The organism is Paludibaculum fermentans (assembly GCF_015277775.1).
Taxonomy (GTDB): Bacteria; Acidobacteriota; Terriglobia; order Bryobacterales; family Bryobacteraceae; genus Paludibaculum; species Paludibaculum fermentans.
Window position 1 is genome coordinate 747,633 of sequence record NZ_CP063849.1, and the last position, 18,346, is coordinate 765,978.

Annotated in this window: 14 protein-coding genes; 5 read left to right on the top strand and 9 right to left on the bottom strand. The window is 63.3% G+C overall.

What is annotated here, in order from left to right; genetic code table 11:
* Nucleotides 1-128: 128 nt before the first annotated feature.
* From IRI77_RS03035 to deoC, 3 genes are all read right to left on the bottom strand, one after another.
* Complete coding sequence (locus IRI77_RS03035) at nucleotides 129-1,286, bottom strand: tetratricopeptide repeat protein (RefSeq protein WP_194450615.1); 1,158 nt, start codon at nucleotides 1,284-1,286, stop codon at nucleotides 129-131.
* Between the two features lie 157 nt (nucleotides 1,287-1,443).
* A complete protein-coding gene (locus IRI77_RS03040) occupies nucleotides 1,444-2,358 on the bottom strand; it encodes a sugar phosphate isomerase/epimerase family protein (protein ID WP_194450616.1) in 915 nt (304 codons plus the stop codon).
* A 12-nt stretch (nucleotides 2,359-2,370) separates the two neighbouring features.
* Nucleotides 2,371-3,102 (bottom strand): deoxyribose-phosphate aldolase, encoded by a 732-nt coding sequence (gene deoC / locus IRI77_RS03045; protein ID WP_194450617.1) that lies wholly within the window; start codon nucleotides 3,100-3,102, stop codon nucleotides 2,371-2,373.
* Nucleotides 3,103-3,239: 137 nt separating this feature from the next.
* Here deoC and IRI77_RS03050 point away from each other — a divergent pair, with 137 nt between their 5' ends.
* From IRI77_RS03050 to IRI77_RS03070, 5 genes are all read left to right on the top strand, one after another.
* Nucleotides 3,240-3,842: a DUF4126 domain-containing protein gene (locus tag IRI77_RS03050; protein WP_194450618.1), complete on the top strand. Its 603-nt coding sequence runs from the start codon at nucleotides 3,240-3,242 to the stop codon at nucleotides 3,840-3,842.
* 22 nt (nucleotides 3,843-3,864) lie between these two features.
* Nucleotides 3,865-4,332: a GyrI-like domain-containing protein gene (locus IRI77_RS03055; protein WP_194450619.1), complete on the top strand. Its 468-nt coding sequence runs from the start codon at nucleotides 3,865-3,867 to the stop codon at nucleotides 4,330-4,332.
* A gap of 116 nt (nucleotides 4,333-4,448) precedes the next feature.
* A complete protein-coding gene (gndA, locus tag IRI77_RS03060; protein ID WP_194450620.1) occupies nucleotides 4,449-5,951 on the top strand; it encodes an NADP-dependent phosphogluconate dehydrogenase in 1,503 nt (500 codons plus the stop codon).
* 128 nt (nucleotides 5,952-6,079) lie between these two features.
* The gene (locus IRI77_RS03065) at nucleotides 6,080-9,202 is read left to right on the top strand and encodes a DUF1553 domain-containing protein (protein ID WP_194450621.1); all 3,123 of its coding nucleotides are present in this window, start codon (nucleotides 6,080-6,082) and stop codon (nucleotides 9,200-9,202) included.
* A gap of 8 nt (nucleotides 9,203-9,210) precedes the next feature.
* A complete protein-coding gene (locus IRI77_RS03070; RefSeq protein WP_194450622.1) occupies nucleotides 9,211-10,623 on the top strand; it encodes a DUF1501 domain-containing protein in 1,413 nt (470 codons plus the stop codon).
* A gap of 1,036 nt (nucleotides 10,624-11,659) precedes the next feature.
* Here the strand turns inward: IRI77_RS03070 and IRI77_RS03075 are convergent.
* From IRI77_RS03075 to IRI77_RS03100, 6 genes are all read right to left on the bottom strand, one after another.
* Nucleotides 11,660-11,917: a hypothetical protein gene (locus IRI77_RS03075; protein ID WP_194450623.1), complete on the bottom strand. Its 258-nt coding sequence runs from the start codon at nucleotides 11,915-11,917 to the stop codon at nucleotides 11,660-11,662.
* Nucleotides 11,918-11,941: 24 nt separating this feature from the next.
* A complete protein-coding gene (locus IRI77_RS03080; RefSeq protein WP_194450624.1) occupies nucleotides 11,942-12,415 on the bottom strand; it encodes a hypothetical protein in 474 nt (157 codons plus the stop codon).
* A 447-nt stretch (nucleotides 12,416-12,862) separates the two neighbouring features.
* Complete coding sequence (locus IRI77_RS03085) at nucleotides 12,863-15,364, bottom strand: COR domain-containing protein (protein WP_194450625.1); 2,502 nt, start codon at nucleotides 15,362-15,364, stop codon at nucleotides 12,863-12,865.
* A 39-nt stretch (nucleotides 15,365-15,403) separates the two neighbouring features.
* Nucleotides 15,404-16,111 carry a leucine-rich repeat domain-containing protein gene (locus tag IRI77_RS03090; protein ID WP_194450626.1) on the bottom strand — a complete coding sequence of 236 codons (708 nt, stop codon included), beginning with the start codon at nucleotides 16,109-16,111 and terminating at the stop codon, nucleotides 15,404-15,406.
* A gap of 462 nt (nucleotides 16,112-16,573) precedes the next feature.
* Nucleotides 16,574-16,939, bottom strand: coding sequence for a YciI family protein (locus IRI77_RS03095; protein WP_194450627.1), 366 nt, complete (start codon nucleotides 16,937-16,939; stop codon nucleotides 16,574-16,576).
* A gap of 417 nt (nucleotides 16,940-17,356) precedes the next feature.
* Entirely contained in the window at nucleotides 17,357-18,265 is a 909-nt protein-coding gene (locus IRI77_RS03100) for a hypothetical protein (protein WP_194450628.1), read from the bottom strand.
* Nucleotides 18,266-18,346 lie beyond the last annotated feature (81 nt).

Below are 18,346 nucleotides of genomic sequence, written 5' to 3' on the forward strand. Positions count from 1 at the left end.
CGGGTTCCCCAGGGAACCCGGCCCTTTTTGTGCGCAAGCCGGAACGCGGAATGGATTGGCCGGTTCAACGGAAAACCGCGCTCCGGCACGGGGCTGGAGCGCGGTTAAAGGACTGAACCAGGGCAGGACTACTTCTTCGTAGCCTTCTTGCCGCCCTTCTTGGCGTCGGGATTCACGAAGGTGGTTTCGATCGTTCCACCCACCAGCTGAAGCAGGCCCTTGGCGGCTTCGACGTTCGGCCCGTTCGGGTCGAGCTCGAGGTACTTCTCGCAGGCTTCCTTCATGCCGGCCGGCGGCACTGGCTTGTCACCCTGCAGGGTCATCTTGCCGCTGAGCGCACTGCAATACTGGAACCAGGCCGGGGCATACTTCGGATCCAGTTCGGTCGCCTTATGGAAGGCTTCCACGGCCGGATCGGTCTGGCCCGTGTTGATCAGCACGGCGCCGAGGTTGAACATATACTTGCCGCCGCCCGCGGGTTCGAGGGAGACAGCCTTTTCGAGTTCAGCCTTGGCTTCCGGGATCTTCTTCTGCGACGCGAGGACGAGGCCGTAGTTGTTGTGCAGGCCGGCGTCGGCAGGCTGCAGTTCCAATGCCTTCAGATAGCTCTCGGCGGCGCTGGTCAGCGCGGCATCCTTGTCGGCGCCAGTCTTGGTCTTGGCCAGGGCGTCGTAGGTTGCAGCCAACTGAATCCACACGGCGGACTGCTTCGGATCCAGTTCACCCGCCTTCTTGAACGAGTCAATCGCGGTGGGGTAATCCTTGGCTTCCTTGGCGGTCATACCGGCGTTGTAAGCGTCGTTCAGAGCCTTGTTCTTCTGCATCTGAGCGGAGCGCTCTTTCAACTGCTTCTCATAGGCCGCCTTCTGCTCGGGGGTCATTTCCTTTGCCAGTTCCTGGCTGATCTGACCGGTTTCGGCAGCCTTTTGCGCAGCCTGCCGCTTCGCGGCCATTTTGCGGAGATCGAAGCTGACTTCCTGGGGTTCGCCCATCTGGCTGCGGATTCCGTTGACGGAGTCGACAACCTGTCCACCGACTTCGCAGGTAATGATGAACTGACCGGGCACTGGCATGCCGCTATAGGTCCACTCACCTTTTTTATTGGTCTTGGTGTTCCAATTACCCTTGATGTCCTTGCGTTCGATCTTGATGACGGCGCCTTGAAGGCCTTTGCCGTCCTCACCGATAACTTTGCCAGTAAATGTGCCCATCTGGCCGAAAGCCAAACCCGCCATCACCAGGCAGGTGGCCGCCGTTAGAGCAGCTTTGCGGAGCTTGCGCAACATAAGAAAGAGACCTCCAACTCTGAATCGAACCAATCCAAACATAAGGTTACTACAACGCGATTCCGCGTTGCCAGACGATTTCGTAGAGTTCCGGCCGCCGCTTCTGCTGCTGAAATCAGATGCGGCGGCCGGGTCTGAAGTTGCCCGGCCATGCGGACTATGGCAGGAATTGCGCGAGGTAGCCCCCACTCTGCAACAGGGCGGCCTGGCGCAGCTCGAGGTTACCCTCATAGGCCCGGTCTTCCACTTCGATACACACCGGACCGTCGTAAACTTCAGTCAACACAGAAAATAGCTTGCTCCAGTTCACGTCGCCTAAACCCGGCAGCTTGGGCGTGTGGTACTGGTTCGGATATGCCAGCAGGCCGACTTCGTTCAGGCGGTCCTGGTCCAGCCGGGCGTCCTTGGCATGGAAATGGAACAGCTTCGCCTTAAATTCGCGCAGCACGCCGACGTAATCCATACCCTGCCATACGAAATGGGAGGGGTCAAAATTCAGGCCGAAGCTTTCCGACGGGATGTCGTTGAACATGCGGCGCCAGATGGCGGGCGAGGTGGCGAGATTCTTGCCTCCGGGCCATTCGTCGCGGGTGAACGACATGGGGCAGTTCTCGATGCCGATCTTGACGCCGTTGGCTTCAGCCAGGGCGATGAGCGGCTTCCAGGTTTTGAGGAAGCGCGGCCAGTTCTCGTCGACGCTCTTCGTGTGGTCGCGGCCGATGAAGGTGTTGACGACCGGCACTTCCAACAGCGCGGCGGCCTTGATCACCTTCTTGAGGTGGTCGGTATAGACCTTCGCTTCGGCCAGGTTCGCCGTCAGCGGGTTGGGGTAGTAGCCCAGGCCGCTGATGGAGACACCCGTCTCGGCGCACTCTTCCTTGATGCGGGCCGCGTCGGACTTCTTGAGGTCGACGACGTCGATGTGGGTGACCCCGGCGTAGCGGCGTTCCGCTTTCCCCTTGGGCCAGCACATCAACTCGACGCAATCGAAGCCGCTCTCGGCGGCAAACTCCAGCACCTCGGTGAGGGTCTGGTCCGCGAGGATCGCGCTGACGAATCCCAATTTGAGCATTCGGTAATCTCCTTAATATCCTGAGGGCGCAACGGCGCCTTGAAAGTGGATGGCGGGCAGCCCGAGGCGTTGACGGGCGTCCTCCAGCATGGAAGCCGTGCGGGTGGCGCCGCAGCGGGTGACGCCCAGCGCGCGCACGCGCAGCAGGGCATCCAGGTCTCGAATTCCGCCGGCGGCCTTGACCTGGACCGAGGCCGGCGAGTATTGGCGCATCAGGCGCAGATCGTCGTCCGTCGCGCCGGAAGGGGCATAGCCGGTGGAGGTCTTCACCCAATCGGCCTGCAATTCGGCGCAGATCTCGCACAGACGGACCTTCTGCTCGTCGTTGAGATAGGCGTTCTCGAAGATGACCTTGATCTTCTGCCCGGCGGCATGGGTGGCTTCTTCAATTGTCCGGATGTCATTGGCAACATAGCCCCAGTCGCCGCTGAGCACGGCGCTGATGTTGACGACCATGTCCAGCTCTTCGCCCCCGTCGGCCAGGGCCTGGCGGGTTTCAGCGAGCTTGATGGCGGTCGAGTGACAGCCGTGGGGAAAGCCGATGGTGGTGCTGGCTTTTACCTGGCTGCCGCGCAGGCGTTCCGCGCAATGGCGCAGCGCGTAGGGCAGGATGCAGACGCTGGCGGTGTCATAGGCGAGCGCAAGATTGATGCCTTGCTCCAGATCGTCCCACTTCAGGGTTGGATTCAGAAGCGAGTGGTCGATCATCTTCGCAACGTCTTCGTAGGTGTAGTCGAGTGACATGGCGATGCGGGCTGGACCGCATAGTCCTCCCGTTCCAAGATATCGCGTGCGGGGGCGCGGGTGGGCATTCATACAGGCTACGGAACGAAATTAAGAGTTTCGGCGTATCATGTTCTGACATCTGGACGGATCAATCTATGGACGCGGTACATCTGCTGGCCACCACGTTGGGGTTGGGTTTCGCCGCGGGTTTGCGGCTCTACTCCACTGTTCTGGGACTCGGGCTGGCCATCCGGTTCGGGTTCCTGCGACTGCCGGAGACGCTGCATGGGCTGGAAGTGCTGGCGCATCCGGCCGTGCTGATCGCCGCTGGAGTGGCCTTTGCGGCCGAGTTCGTGGGAGACAAGATTCCCTGGGTTGACAGCGTCTGGGACTCGGTGCACACCATCATCCGGCCCATTGGCGCGGTGGTGCTGGCGGCCACGGCCTTTGCGGATCTCGATCCGGTTGTCCGGCTGGTGCTGGTGATCCTCTGCGGCGGGGTGGCGTTGTCGAGCCATGCTACCAAGGCGGCGACGCGGCTGGCGGTGAACCACAGTCCGGAGCCCTTCTCCAATGTGGCGCTGAGCCTGATGGGCGATGCGGCGGCGCCGTTCATGGTGTGGCTGACGACGTCGCACCCGATGATTGCGCTGGTCCTGGTGCTGGGGTTCCTGGTGATGTTTGCCTGGCTGGCGCGCCGCATCTGGCGGCTGTTGCGCGGTGGATTTGAACGGCTGCGGCGCTGGTCGATGGCCTAGCGGCTAAACTGAAGTCGGATCCATGCCAGAACCGACGTTGCTCACATTAGCTCCCCAACCTGCTTTGGTGATCCGGGCGACCACCGCTCCGGACCAGATCGCGGCCGTACTGCACCGCTGCCTGCCGGCGGTATGGCAATGCGCGGTGGCGCGCGGGGCGACGATCTCCGGCGCGCCGTTCACCCGGTACCTGCAGTTTGACGAGCAGGGTCTGATGGAGATCGAGGTGGGCATGCCGGTGCTCGAAGCGGTCGAGGGCCAGGATCCGGTACAGGCCGTGGAGTTGCCGGGCGGCCCGTGCGCGACGCTGGTACACGAAGGCGTCTACGAACGGCTGCCGGCCACACACATGGCGCTGGACGAATGGCTGGAGTCGAAGGGGCGGCAACCGGCGGGGCCGCGCTGGGAATCATATGTGACCGATCCCGGCAACACCCCGGATCCGTCTGACTGGCGTACCCTGCTGGCGCAGCCTCTCGTTCCTGAGTAGACAAAGCAGCGCCTCTGATTGCTGCAGCCGGCGGCTTGGATTCCGAATCTATACCCCATAGTGCTGTCTCGCCGTAGTTGCGGCTACCATAAGGACAGATCCAGCAGAGGAGCGCTATGGCTGAACCTATTTCCGAAATTGGCCTGATTGGCCTCGCCGTCATGGGCCAGAATTTCGCCCTGAACGTTGCCGACCATGGTTTTCCGATCTCCGTCTTTAACCGGACGACGGCCACGATGCAGAAATTCGTGGCGGAGAACCTGAATACGCCGGGCGGACTGAAGGGCTTTGCGACGCTGGAGGAGTTTGTGGCGTCGCTCAAGAAGCCGCGGCGGGTGATGATTCTGGTGAAGGCCGGCGCCGGCACGGACGCCGTGATCAACGGCCTGATCCCGCTGCTGGAGAGCGGCGACATCATCATCGACGGCGGCAATGCGAACTGGAACGACACGATCCGGCGCGAGCGCGAGTTGAAGGCCAAGGGCCTGCGGTTCATCGGCTCCGGCGTCTCGGGCGGGGAAGAGGGCGCGCGGTTTGGTCCCTCGCTGATGCCGGGCGGCGATCCGGCGGCGTATGAGTTCATCCGTCCCATCTGGGAGGCGGTGGCGGCCAAGGTGGACAAGGCTTCCGGCAAGCCGCTGGAAGGCGCCGCACCGGGCAAGCCGATTCAGGGCGGGGTGCCGTGCACCACGTACATCGGACCGGACGGGGCGGGGCACTACGTCAAGATGGTCCACAACGGCATCGAGTACGGCGACATGCAGATGATCTGCGAAGCCTACGCGCTGATGACGGGTGTGCTGGGCTACACGGCTCCGGAGTGCGCCAAGGTCTTTGCCGAATGGAACAAGGGCGTCCTCGACAGCTTCCTGATTGAGATCACGGCCGATATCCTGGGCCAGGCGGATCCGGTGACGGGCAAGCCGATCGTGGACGTGATCCTGGACACGGCCGGGCAGAAGGGCACGGGCAAGTGGACTTCGGTGAGTGCCCTGGACATGGGCGTTCCGGCACCGACGGTGGCCGAGGCGGTGTTTGCGCGCTGCATCTCGGCGGTGAAGGAAGAGCGCATGGCCGCGTCGAAGATCCTCACCGGGCCGGCCGAAACCTTCAGCGGCGACAAGGCCGGCATGGTGCAGGCGATTCACGACGCGTTGTACTGCTCGAAGATCTGCTCCTATGCGCAGGGTTTCCAACTGATGCGCGAGGCGCAGAAGGAGTACAACTGGACGCTGCACTTCGGCGAGATCTCGATGATCTGGCGCGGCGGCTGCATCATCCGGGCGCGGTTCCTGCAGAAGATCAAGGAAGCCTACGACCGGGACGAAAAGCTGGCGAACCTGCTGCTGGATCCCTACTTCAAGAGCGAGATCGACCGGTGCCAGGAGAACTGGCGGAAGGTGGTGTCGGCGGCGGCCACCTATGGTGTGCCTGCTCCGACGTTCTTCTCGGCGCTGGCGTATTACGACAGCTACCGGGCTCCGCGGCTGCCGGCGAACCTGCTGCAGGGGCAGCGGGACTTCTTTGGGGCGCACACCTATGAACGGGTGGATCAGCCGCGCGGGAAGTTCTTCCACATCGACTGGCCGAAGCCGGGCCGGCCCCAGTTGGATATATAGACGGTAAGTTCCTGCGCCCGGGCGGTTTTACCAGCGCCGTCCGGGTGCCTTTCGAGGCTTGTACGGGTGTGATGCGGTGCGTGTTGCGATAACATGACAAGCATCACCAAGTGAGGAGCCGGGCTGGGATGCGGGCTATCTGGATTACTGCTGTTTTGCCGGGCGTGCTGTTTGCCGCAGGCGCCAAGAACGTCGATTTCGACCGCGAAGTGCGGCCGATCCTTTCCGACAAGTGTTTCCAGTGCCACGGCCCTGATGAGAAGACGCGGAAAGCGGGCCTGCGGTTTGACGATCGCGAGAGCGCCTTCGGCAAGGGCGTGATCTCGCCAGGCCATTCGGCCGACAGCAAACTCTACAAACGGATCAGCCACGAGAAGAAGGGCCTGCGGATGCCTCCGCCGACTTCGGGCATGTCTCTGACAGACACCGAGATCGGGGTGATCAAGCGCTGGATCGACGAAGGCGCGAAGTGGGAGACCCACTGGGCGTACCGGCCTCCGAAGCGGGCTGAGCTGCCTGTGACGAAGCGGAAGAACTGGGCGCGGAACCCGATCGACTCCTTCCTGCTGGCGCGGATCGAGAGCGAAGGACTGCAGCCCTCGCCCGAGGCCTCGAAGGCGACCCTGATCCGGCGGGTGACGTTCGACCTGACGGGCCTGCCTCCGACGACGGCTGAGGTGACGGCCTTCCTCAACGACAAAGCTCCGAACGCGTATGAGAAGGTGGTGGACCGGCTGCTGGCGTCTCCGCGCTATGGCGAGCGCATGGCGATGCAGTGGCTGGACCTGGCGCGCTACTCGGATACGCACGGATACCACATCGATTCGCACCGTGACATGTGGCCTTGGCGCGACTGGGTGATCTCGGCCTTCAACCGGAATCTGTCATTCGATCAGTTCACGGTCTGGCAACTGGCCGGCGACCTGCTGCCGAACGCGACGCGCGAGCAGCGCGTGGCTACGGGGTTCAACCGGAATCACATGATCAACTTCGAGGGCGGCGCGATTCCCGAGGAGTATCAGGTGGAGTACGTGGCCGACCGCGTGGAGACGACTTCCAACGTCTGGATGGGCACCACGCTGGGCTGCGCGAAGTGCCACGACCACAAGTACGATCCGATCCGGCAGAAGGACTTCTACCGGTTCGGCGCGTTCTTCAATACCTTGCCGGAGAAGGGCCTGGACGGGCAGAAGGGCAACGCGGAGCCGCTGCTGGAGCTGCCGGATGACGCGCAGGAAAAGCAGATGGCGGAGCTGAAGCAGTCGCTGCAGGCGCGCATGGATGTGCTGGCGCCGGAAGACCTGATGCTGGCGCAGTGGGCCTGGGAGAAGGCGAGCTTTGACGGCGCGAATCCGAGTTCACCGACGGAAGGGCTGCGGGCGTGGTACGAGCTGGATGGCAACCTGACGGACATCAGCGGGCACTTCCGGAACGGGCGTGTGTTGAAGGGCGATATCGTCTATGGCTCGGGCGGTCCGGTGAACCGGGCGGCGGACATCGATACTTCGGCGGTGGTTCGCTGGCCGGCGGGCGTGCTGGAGCCGGGCAAGCCGTTCACGCTGGCGTTCTGGTTCCGCATTGGGCGGCAGAAGGAATCGAAGATGTTCCAGGTGCTGGAAGGCCCGAAGGGCTTTGAGGTGGGCTTCGGCGAACCGGAGACGCTGCCGAGGCTGAGGCGCGGGCATCACCTGGAAGTGCGGTGGTTTGACGGAGCGGCGAAGGAGTACGCGCTGCGCTCGGACGAGTGGATTGAGCAGGGCCGGATGTACCATGCGGCGCTGGTGAGCGACGGCCGGCAGGTGAGCCTGTTGCTGGATGGCCAGCCTTCCAAGCTGATTGTGGAGAAGCAGACGCTGAGCGGGCCGCTGGACGTGAACGGGCCGATCGACTTGAACAACACGGCGACGGGCGGCTTCTTCCGCGGCCGGCTGGACGATTTGCGGGTGTACGGGCGGGCGCTGAAGCAGGAAGAGGCGGTGCGGCTGGCGGTGGACTATCCGGCCGAGGTGCTGCTGGCGACGCCGGGCAAGCGGTCGAGCGATCAATACGGGCGGCTGCGCGAGTACTACCTGACGAAGGCGGGTCCGGCGGAGTGGCGGCAGGCCTATGCGGAGTTCAAGACGCTGAGCGAGCAGAAGGAACTGCTGGAAGAGAAGATCCCGACGACGATGGTGATGGAAGAGGCGAAAAAGCCTCGCGAGACCTACCTGCTGGGGCGCGGCGATTACACGAACAAAGTGGAGAAGGTGATGCCGGGCGTCCCGTCGATGCTGCCTCCGCTGCCGGCTGGCGTGAAAGCGGACCGGCTGGCGCTGGCGCAGTGGCTGGTGAATCCGAATCATCCGCTGACGGCTCGGGTGGCGGTGAACCGCTACTGGCAAATGTACTTCGGCACGGGCATCGTCAAGACTTCGGAAGACTTCGGTTCGCAGGGTGAACCGCCGGTGCATGCGGAACTGCTGGACTGGATGGCGACCGAGTTCATGCGAACGGGCTGGGACGTGAAGGGCATGCAGCGGCTGATTGTGACGTCGGCGGCGTACCGGCAATCGTCGAAGGTGAGTCCGGCGCTGCATGAGAAGGATCCGGAGAACCGGCTGCTGGCGCGGGGGCCGCGGTTCCGCATGCCGGCGGAGATGGTGCGCGACAATGCGCTGGCGGTGAGCGGCCTGTTGAAAGAGAAGATCGGCGGGCCGAGCGTGCTGCCGTACCAGCCACCGGGGCTGTGGGAAGAGCTGGCGTTCGGCGAGGCGTTCTCGGCGCAGGAGTACAAGCAGGATCACGGGGACAAGCTGTACCGGCGGTCGATGTACACGTTCTGGAAGCGCACGGTGCCGCCGGCGTCGTTGAACACGTTTGACGCTCCGGATCGCGAGAAGTGCACGTCGCGGCGGGCGGTGACGAACACTCCGCTGCAGGCGCTGGTGACGCTGAACGATCCGACGTATATCGAGGCGGCGCGGAACCTGGCACAGCACCTGCTGGAGAAGAAGGAGACCGACGACCAGCGGCTGCGCGACGCGTTTGAGCGGGTGACGGCGCGGCCGCCGTCGAGCGCGGAGCTGCAGGTGCTGCGGGCGTCGTTGAAGGGCGAGATGGCGAGCTACCAGCAGAATGCCGGGGGCGCCGAGGAGCTGCTGAAGATTGGTGAATCGGCGGTGGACCGCAGGGTGGAGCCGGCGGTGCTGGCGGCGTGGACGAATCTGTGCACGGTGCTGTTGAACCTGGACGAGACGATTACGAAGGAGTAGATGACATCATGAATCGCCGCGAACTCCTGACTCGATTGCCCATGGGCATTGGCGTGGCCGCGCTGTCGCATCTATTTGGGGCCGAAACAAAGAAGGGCATTCCCGGTTTGCCGGGGCTGCCGCATTTCGCGGCGAAGGCGAAGCGGGTGATCCTGCTGCACCAATCGGGCGGGCCGTCGCAGATGGACCTGTTCGACTACAAGCCTGGGATGAAGAAGTACCAGGGCGTGGACCTGCCGAACAGCGTCCGGAACGGGCAGCGGATTACGGGGATGACCTCGGGGCAGGCGACGTTCCCGGTGGCCTCGTCAATGTTCCAGTTTCAGCAGTATGGGCAGACTGGCACGTGGGTGAGCGAGCTGTTGCCGCATACGGCGAAGATCGTGGATGAGCTGGCGCTGATCAAGACCGTGCATACGGAGGCGATCAATCACGATCCGGCGATCACGTTTTTCCAGAGCGGCAGCCAGCAGCCGGGCCGGCCGAGCATTGGCGCGTGGGTGAGCTACGGGCTGGGCAGCGAGAACGAGAACCTGCCGGCGTTTGTCGTGATGGTGAGCCAGGCACACGCGATCAACACGGACCAGCCGCTGTTTTCGCGGCTGTGGGGCAGCGGGTTCCTGCCGTCGAACTACCAGGGCGTGAAGTTCCGGGCGTCGGCGGATCCGGTGCTGTACCTGTCGGATCCGAAGGGCATCACGAAGCAGAACCGGCGTTCGATGCTGGATGCGATCGGGAAGCTGAACGAGATGAAGTTCCAGCAGGTGGGCGATCCGGAGATCGAGACGCGCATCACGCAGTATGAGATGGCGTACCGGATGCAGACGTCGGTGCCCGAGCTGGTGGACCTGTCGAAGGAGCCGGAGAGCACGTTCGAGATGTATGGGCCGGAGTCGAAGAAGCCGGGGAGCTATGCGCGGAACTGCCTGCTGGCGCGGCGGCTGGCGGAGCGCGGGGTGCGGTTCATCCAGCTTTATCACCGGGGCTGGGACCAGCATAACGACCTGCCGCGAGATTTGGCATTGCAATGCCGGGGTACGGATCAGCCGACGGCGGCGCTGGTGGCGGACCTGAAGCAGCGGGGTCTGTTGGAGGACACGCTGGTGGTGTGGGGCGGGGAATTCGGGCGGACCGTGTACTGCCAGGGGCGCCTGAGCGAGTCGAATTACGGCCGGGACCATCATCCGAGGAACTTCTGCATGTGGATGGCGGGCGGCGGCGTGAAGGCGGGCGCGCGGGTCGGGGAGACGGACGATTTCAGCTACAACATCGTGCAGGATCCGGTGCATGTACACGATATGCAGGCGACGATTCTGCGGTGCCTGGGGATCGACCATAAGAAGCTGACGTACCAGTTCCAGGGGCGGCATTTCCGGTTGACGGATGTGCATGGGGAGCTGGTGGAGCCGGTGTTGAGTTAGGGACGGGGTTGGCTGGTCCGGGCTGGTCGAGTGTCAGAGATGGACGGGCGCACGAGGGGGTGACGATACCTGGCGCGCCCTTTTTGCGTGGGGGCGGTTTGGGTGTCAAAGAGCGGGTGGGGTGCGGCTTGGCGCGGGTGCCCCATTTGGTTGGTGGGTGTCGGTTTGCAGAGGGTGGCTGGGGCGCCGGCCAGGGGACCGGCTGCGGACGAGGGCGTCCGCCGTCCCAGCGCGGGGCGGCGTCTGGATGGTTAGGGGGAGCGTGCTTCTGGGTGGGGGTGGATGGCCCTGGTTGCCGGTTCTGATGCCGGGGGCGGTGTTGGGTTTGTTCGCTCGTGGAGAGTGGATTTCGGGGGCTGCGCGGGTCTCTTCTGAGTGTGGCTTTTTGTGGACGCGGAGGAAAGCTCGGGGGTGGTTGGGTACGGGTGGGCTTCGTGGTGGGGGCTCGTTGTGGTCGCGGTTGTCGATTGGGAGGATGGCCCGGTCGTTGGCTTTGATGCCTCGCGGGGAGTGGATTGCGCGGGTGTGGGCGTGGTCGCGGGGTGGTTGGTTGGGGACTTTCGGTTGGCTGCCCGCTCGTTGACACTCGCGGCTCGGTTCGTGGTTGCGGGGCTGGGCGCGGGGGCGTCCGTGGTGTCGGGGTGTTCGGGCGTGAGGGGCTCGGTGGGTGTCGGGGGAACGGGGGGCACTGGTTGTTGGTGGGTTGGGGACTTTTGGCGGACTATCCGCTCGTTTACACTCGCGGCTCCGTTTGCGGCGGCTCCGTTTGCTTCGCTGGCCCGGTTGGCTTCGTTTGACGGGGTGGGCTTGCGGGCGTGCTTGAGACAGCGGAGGCTTAGGCCGGGGGCTGTGGGTGGACGGATGGCCTTCACAGGTTGCGGAGCTGGGACCGGGCGGACGGGGCGGCAGGCTCCTCGGGCTTCCAGGAGGGGTTGGCGGCATGGGGGCGGAACGAGATTGCTATTGCCTGACGCAGGCGCTTGGTCTTCGGCACCGATTGGTGTCGTGCGGATTGCTCCGGCTTGCGCGGTTAAGGCTATGGGCCTGGTGGAACCTGCGGCCGCGGCGAAGAGGGCCTGGACCCGGGCGGGGATGGCGGCCTGATGCAGCGCCCGATCAGGTAGAGGCGCGCTTCGATGTCTTCCGGCAGGCGGTGCGGGCCGGAGTAGAGATTGTGGCGGGTGGCGTTCTGTGAGACCCGGAGCTTGCCTTCGGCGGTGCGGGGGCCGGTCGATTTCTGGGCGTTGGCTCGGTTGGCGGCGAGGCGGCGCTCGGAGATGGGTTGGTTGGCCATAGCGGTGGTTCCCTGGGCCGGACCTCAGCTGGGGTTGCTCCTCAAGGCCTGGAGGGCGGCGATGTCGGCCCGGCTGCGGCGCCAGGAGCGGGTCTCGAAGTCCTGGCCGGCGCGGACGCAGGCGGTGTCGCGGGGGCCGAACTGGCGGAAGGCGGCGTAGGTGCGGTAGGCGGGATCGGCGTTGGGGCACTCCTTTGTCACCGAATCCCAGTCGCGCTCGATGGCGGCGGAGAGAGCTGTGCTTTCGAGGAGCGAGTAGCGGGCCTTGCGCCAGAGTTCCTCGGCGATGGAGTCAGCGACGTGCTGCTCGAAGCGGGTGGCCGGGGTGAAGTGTTGGTGGACGTCGTCCCGCAGTCCCGAGAAGAGGGCTTGATCCTCGATGCACGCGATCAGGCTGGCCGAGTCGTCTCCGAGTAGGAGGGCGTTCTCGGCGCTGGTGGTTGCCAGGAAATGGCGCGACGGTACCATGTCGTCCCTATTCGTATTGAAAATCCGCATAGTTGTTCTCCTTGGGCAACGTTATACAGGCAGGATCCAAGGCTGTTGGGGGGGCTTCCCCGTAACCGATTGATTCGAAAGCGACGATAAATTTCGAACTTGGGAACTGGTTTTGAGGGAGGGGCGGAAATGGGGGAGAAGTCGAGCGGGCGGGGGTGCGGGGGTTGGTGGCGGGGTGGCTTCGTGAAGGCGGGGCGGGCCCTAGACGGACAGGGACACAGGCACCCATTCCAGCGGGGTTTTCTTCCTCCTGATTGCAGACGGTTTAGTACTATTTAAGGGATATGGCGCAGGATCGGGCTGACACGATCGATTCGGGCGTGGCGGCTGGCGATGGTACCGAGAAGGATCGACGACTAGAGGCAAACTGCCTCCCTTGGGGGTGGGAAACTCCAATCGAAGTGCGGATTCTGACCTATTGCGTTGGAACTGGCGGCGGATCGCCTGTTACCAATCCAAATCTTCCCTCAGCCTGTCGAGCTGGTCGCGGAACTGACGCTTCAGGTGCTCGGCGTTGTCGTAACTGGTGGGGAAATGTCCCAACCCCTTGAGCTTCTCCTGAAAGGCCCAAAGCGAGAGGAGATCTTCCTTTCGCGCGCTACCGGTTTTGATGTCCGCATTCTTGAAGTAGGTAAAGATGCTGGGCCGGCCGCTTCTCATAAACTGCCCGTATGCTACGTCGAATTCCTCCTCGGTGAACTTGCCCGTCTTCGTGAAGAACAGGCCGACGAAAATATCACACGCCCGAACCTTCTTGTTGTATTCATCCTGGAGCCGCGTCCCGGACATGGCATCCAGGAAGTTCTCCCAGCGGTCAATCTGGAGATAGAGTCCTTCCTTGCGGAGGTCGTCGGTCCGCTGGCGAAAGTAAAGTTCGAAATCGTCCCGGTCTTGCTTCAACTCCATCGAAGAGGCGAGAAAGATCCGAATCGTGCGATCCCTCGCAGGAGCCGGCTGGGCCCAGCGCGGTAAGTCGTCCGTGGCGATACCATCCAATAGCCCGAGGACATTTACTTCCGAGTAACTGAGCGGACATTCCACTGTCAGGCGGTGGTGCTCCTTGCGCCGCAGCAGATCCTTCTCCTTGAAGAATCCGGGGACTGCCTCCGCCCGGCAGAGCGAACAGTTACAGGGGATCAGCTTCTCGACCTTGTCGCGGAGCCCCTGGAACGATGCGTTGACGGCATCCAGGTCGGCGGCAATCACGCTGAGAAGGGCCTTCTGCTCCGGACCACGGGCGCGCAGCTCGATTTCGTTTCCGTTCGGTAGCAACTCCACCAGCACCGACGTGCCGTCCCTTTGGAACAACACGCCCGTCACCCACGCCAGTTCCGGATCGTGCACAAAACGGTGCAAACGGACGGTCATGCGGCTGATGATGCCTTTGGGGAGGAATGCGTAGCAGTAGCGCAATACCAGATCCTCCGGCTGGCCCCACTCCGCCAAGCCTTCCGGCTTCGAAGGCGGTAGCAGTTGGGGAGCCAGCCAGGTCGGCGGCTGGCTGTCTCGCAGTTCGTAGCAAAGCTCAAAGCGCTGCATCAGCGCCAACAACTCGGGGTGCATCTCCGCGTACACCGAGTCCCTCCACAGGCGCTCGCAATCGCCGTCGTCGAATCGGCCTCGCTTCGCTTTCACGGTCTCGTCGTCGAGAATCCGGAAGACCGCCTCCGTCGCCCATTCATTTTGGAGGATTACCGTGCGGGTGAGCAGCCGGTCGTCCTGAAAATGCAGGAACACGCCCAGATCATGCAGATAGCGACTCAGGTGCCGCGCTTTGGTCCTGTCGAGTTCCAGATGCCTGCCGTAGATTTCGAAGAATTCGCTCTCCGGAATGTAGGGCACTTGCCTGGCGCGGGCTTCGACATCGGCCCGCACCTGGATCCAGCGGGCGGGCAACTCCTCGCCAATGTGGTCGAGGTGGCTGGCGAAGAACTCAATGCCCTCGCGCAACGAGGTGGCGGAACCGCTCAGTTCCAGATTGCCGGCATAGCGCTGCTTCACGTTGTCGTAGCGGCCGGCGATGCCCGCCATGTCGATCGCCTTGCTCCGGCCGCCCTTCTCGTTTTGGAAGATGAGCACCGGGCTATGCTCTCCAAAGACGTCGATCAACTCCAGCCAGTACTTGAACCCCGGGTCCGATACTGACTTCTGGTCCTTGCGAGTGTCGTCCACCAGCAGGTACAGCGAGCGGCGCGTGAGGAAGAACTGGTGCGTGGCGTGGTAGATCTCCTGGCCGCCGAAGTCCCACACATTCAGGCGGAAGCGCCGTCCATTGGGCAGATCGAATTCATGCCGGTGGATGGCGATCCCTCGGGTGGTCTCCTGCTCCGTGGGCAGCGACAGGCCGGGTTGGTACAAACGGCGGAGCAGGCTGGTCTTCCCCGCGCCACCCTCTCCGAGGATCAGCACCTTAGCCTCATACAGGTGGTCGACCTCACCTTGCGCGCGCTCGTGAAAGTAGTTCAGGACCGCGTCTTTCCCCTGCTTCACGATTACCGGCGGCGGACTCGTAAGCGGGCAGCCCTCGAGGTAGATGCCGCCTTCGCGCCAGGATTCTGAACTCCACTGGACAGGGCAGTCTCGCCGAATGAGCGGAACGAGGGGAGAGAGGTCTGCAACCTGCGAGGCCACGAGATCGAGTGTTCGGAGGGCCGTCAGCTCAGACAGCGCCCTAAGGTCGCTCACTTGCGTATTTGAGACATTCAGAGTCTGAAGGCCAGTCAGCCCAGACAGCGGCCCAAGGTCGCTTAATTGCGTCCCGGAGACACGCAGCGTCTGAAGGCCAGTCAGCCCAGCCAGCGGCCCAAGGTCGCTCACTTGCGTACCTGAGACATTCAGCGTCTGAAGGCCAGTCAGCCCAGACAGCGGCCCAAGGTCGCTCACTTGCGTCCCAGAGACATTCAGCGTCTGAAGGCCAGTCAGCCCAGCCAGCGCCCCAAGGTCGCTCACTTGCGTGTATTTTGAGACATACAGCGTCTGCAGGCCCAGTCAGCCCCAGACAGCGCCCCTCAGGTCGCTCACTTGGGTATTTGAGACATACAGCGTCTGCAGGCCAGTCAGGCCAGACAGCGCCCCAAGGTCGCTCACTTGCGTAATTGAGGCATACAGTGTCTGCAGGCCAGTCAGCCCAGCCAGTGCCCCAAGATCTCTCACTCGCGTATTAGAGACATTCAGCGTCTGCAGGCCAGTCAGCCCAGACAGCGCCCCAAGGTCGCTCACTTGGGTATTTGAGACATACAGCTCCTGCAGGCCAGTCAGGCCAGACAGCGCCCCAAGATCGCTCACTTGCGTGTTTGAGATATCCAGCGTCTGCAAGCCAGTCAGCCCGGACAGCGCCCCAAGGTCTCTCACTTGGGAATTTGAGATGTACAGCGCCTGCAGGCCAGTCAGCCCAGACAGCGCCCCAAGGTCGCTCACCTGCGTCTCGGAGACAAATAACGACCGCAGGGCAGTCAATCGAGCGAGAGGTCCAATCTCGATCAATAGTTCATTCTTGGCGCCGCCGTTCTCGGTATGCCGCCAGTCCCACCTCCGACCATCGACATCCAACCATTCGCTCGCGAACGACACGGATTCCAGCCAGACCAGGTCGGCAATCTCCGCAGGGACCTCGGAGAGCCCGCAATTGCCCAGATCGAGAAAAGTGGCCCTGGATTGTTTGTTCTTTGCGATGAGCTGCCGCGCAAGGTCAGACATTGGGTACCGACTCCAAATACCGATTCATTCTCGAAAACAGAGGGTGATTTCGAAATGATTCTAGCAGCCCATCCCACCAGAGTGGGTACTCGAAACCGGCTGGGGCGTCGTCTGATGCGGCTTCCTCACGCCGCCTGGAGCGCTTAGCGCACTCCCACGTGGCATTCCCCTCGGGGGACACCTGAAAACCGGCCAACGGAATCGTGGCTGGACAAGGGTTGCTATCCCTCGCCGGTGGGCATTGCGGCAATCCGTTGTCTCCGATTTGCTCCGTTCCCGCTTATGCCGGCTGCACCTGCTCAATGCTACGCGCCGTGATCCACGGACTGAAGGGACGAGCGAAGCGCGCTTCCGGCAATGCGGGCGCGTTCAATCGGGGGCCGTGCGAGAATTCGGTTGGCAATGCGAGGGACCAAGGCAGGCGGAGGACGTCCCTTTTGCTGGGACGTCCCAGTCGCCGAATCAGTTGGCCGTTGGCGCGGCGGGCTGGCGTTGGACCACCGTGCGGTAGGGGATCACCTCGCCACGGAAGACCTTGTTCTTGACAGCCGGGTCGGCATCGAGAATCTGCTGGGCCGCGGCGGCGTCCGGGGCTTCCACCACAATGAGGCCGAAGAGCCGCTTGGGCTGGAAGGCTTGCCCGGCCGAGACCAGTTTGCCGGAGGCCAGCAACTCCCGGAGGTAGGCAGCGTGGGCCTGGAGAACAGGCATCTCTTCGGCGGTCACATTGCTGAGCGCAAAGTCCGCGCGCACCGGTTCAATCTGCAGCAGGAACTGGCGCACCGGTGGTGTCTGCGCAAACAGCTCCGCGCAGAGGGGGAGGATCAAGAGAAATCGTCGTCGCATATTTAGGATGACGGAGTCCGAAAGGGGTTTGTTCTTTGCGTGGCGGGTCACAAGTGTAACTTCAGATGATCCCGCCGACTGGACCGGGGTGCAGTCCTCCGCCAGGTGTTGCAGCCCATGACAGAAGTAGCGCAGCCGCATTGGCACCGCCGCCGGTACAGGAATGGAACCGCAAGTGCCATTTCGAAGCCGCACCGAAGCGAGTCGCCTGATTCAAGGTGGAAGGCCCGCGCCGGAGCGAATCCAAAGGGTGAGAAGTGGTCGCGGCCCACGGCAGTGTCGAGCCGGCGTCCGTGGGGCCGGCACAGGCTCGGGTGACGGGGCGCCGGAGTATCGAGAGCCAAATCACGAGCCGTGCGATTCGATTGGGAGCGAGAATGGCTGGGCGTCGAGGAGGGGCTACCAGCCCGGGGCGTTGGCGATGTCGGGCTGCATGTAGTGCATGATGGCGTAGATGCTTTGGATGCGATTGTTCCTCACTACGAACAACTCGCTGAGCAGGTTCCGTGGGTAGGGCGTACCGTCGCCGCGGGTGGCGCCGGGCGGCCGGTTGAAGACGGCAAAGGCCAGCACGACGCCGGCCTCTTCGTCGATGACCGGGAAGCGGCGGTGGTCGACGGCGGCGATGGTTTTGCCGAAGCCTTCCAGGGTAGTGCAGTCGGCCAGGACGACGATTCCAGGGATGGCTGCGCGCGGCGGGCGATTGGAGCCGGGGGCGGACGCGGTGAGGACGCCATTTTCAATGCGTGGGCAGCCTTTGACGGCGAGCACGCGGGAGCCGTCGTGGTGCTGCACGCCATCCAGGTAACTTTGCGCGGCGGCGACCATGGCCTGGCGCGAGGAGGCGGCCGCGCCGGAGGGCCGGGCCTGCGGCGGCGGCTCGATTGCGAAGCCCTTGCCATCGAAGATGCCGTCCGATTTGCGAGCCACGATGGATTCTCCTTCCGTGATCTGTCCATCCACGACGCGGATGCGCAGGGTGGCGAGATTGGTGAGGCCGCTTTCCTCGATCTGGCCAAAGTAAGCTGCCTGGCCGGTGACGGGGTCCAGGTAGCGGCGCTGGACCTGGCCGAGCGCGGAGGCGGTGCTCCAGATGCCTGTGCCCGGTCTGGTGACGGCGGCGTTCTCGGTGTAGCGGAAGCCGGGCGCGAGGGGGGCGGCGGCCGGGTCGTGCTTCACGATTGCGGTCAGGTATTGGTCGAGTGCCTTGGCGAGACAGGGGCGATCGCAGGTTGCGGCCGCGGAGCCGAGCGTGCACAGGCTGAGAACCAGCAGGGCGCGGAAGATAAAAGAGAAAGATGTCTCCATTGATAGCGTCCACGGTATCATGGCGGGCGGAGGGTGGCTGCTCTGTCGAATGGGCCAACTTTGGCGCCTTGCGCACCGGAA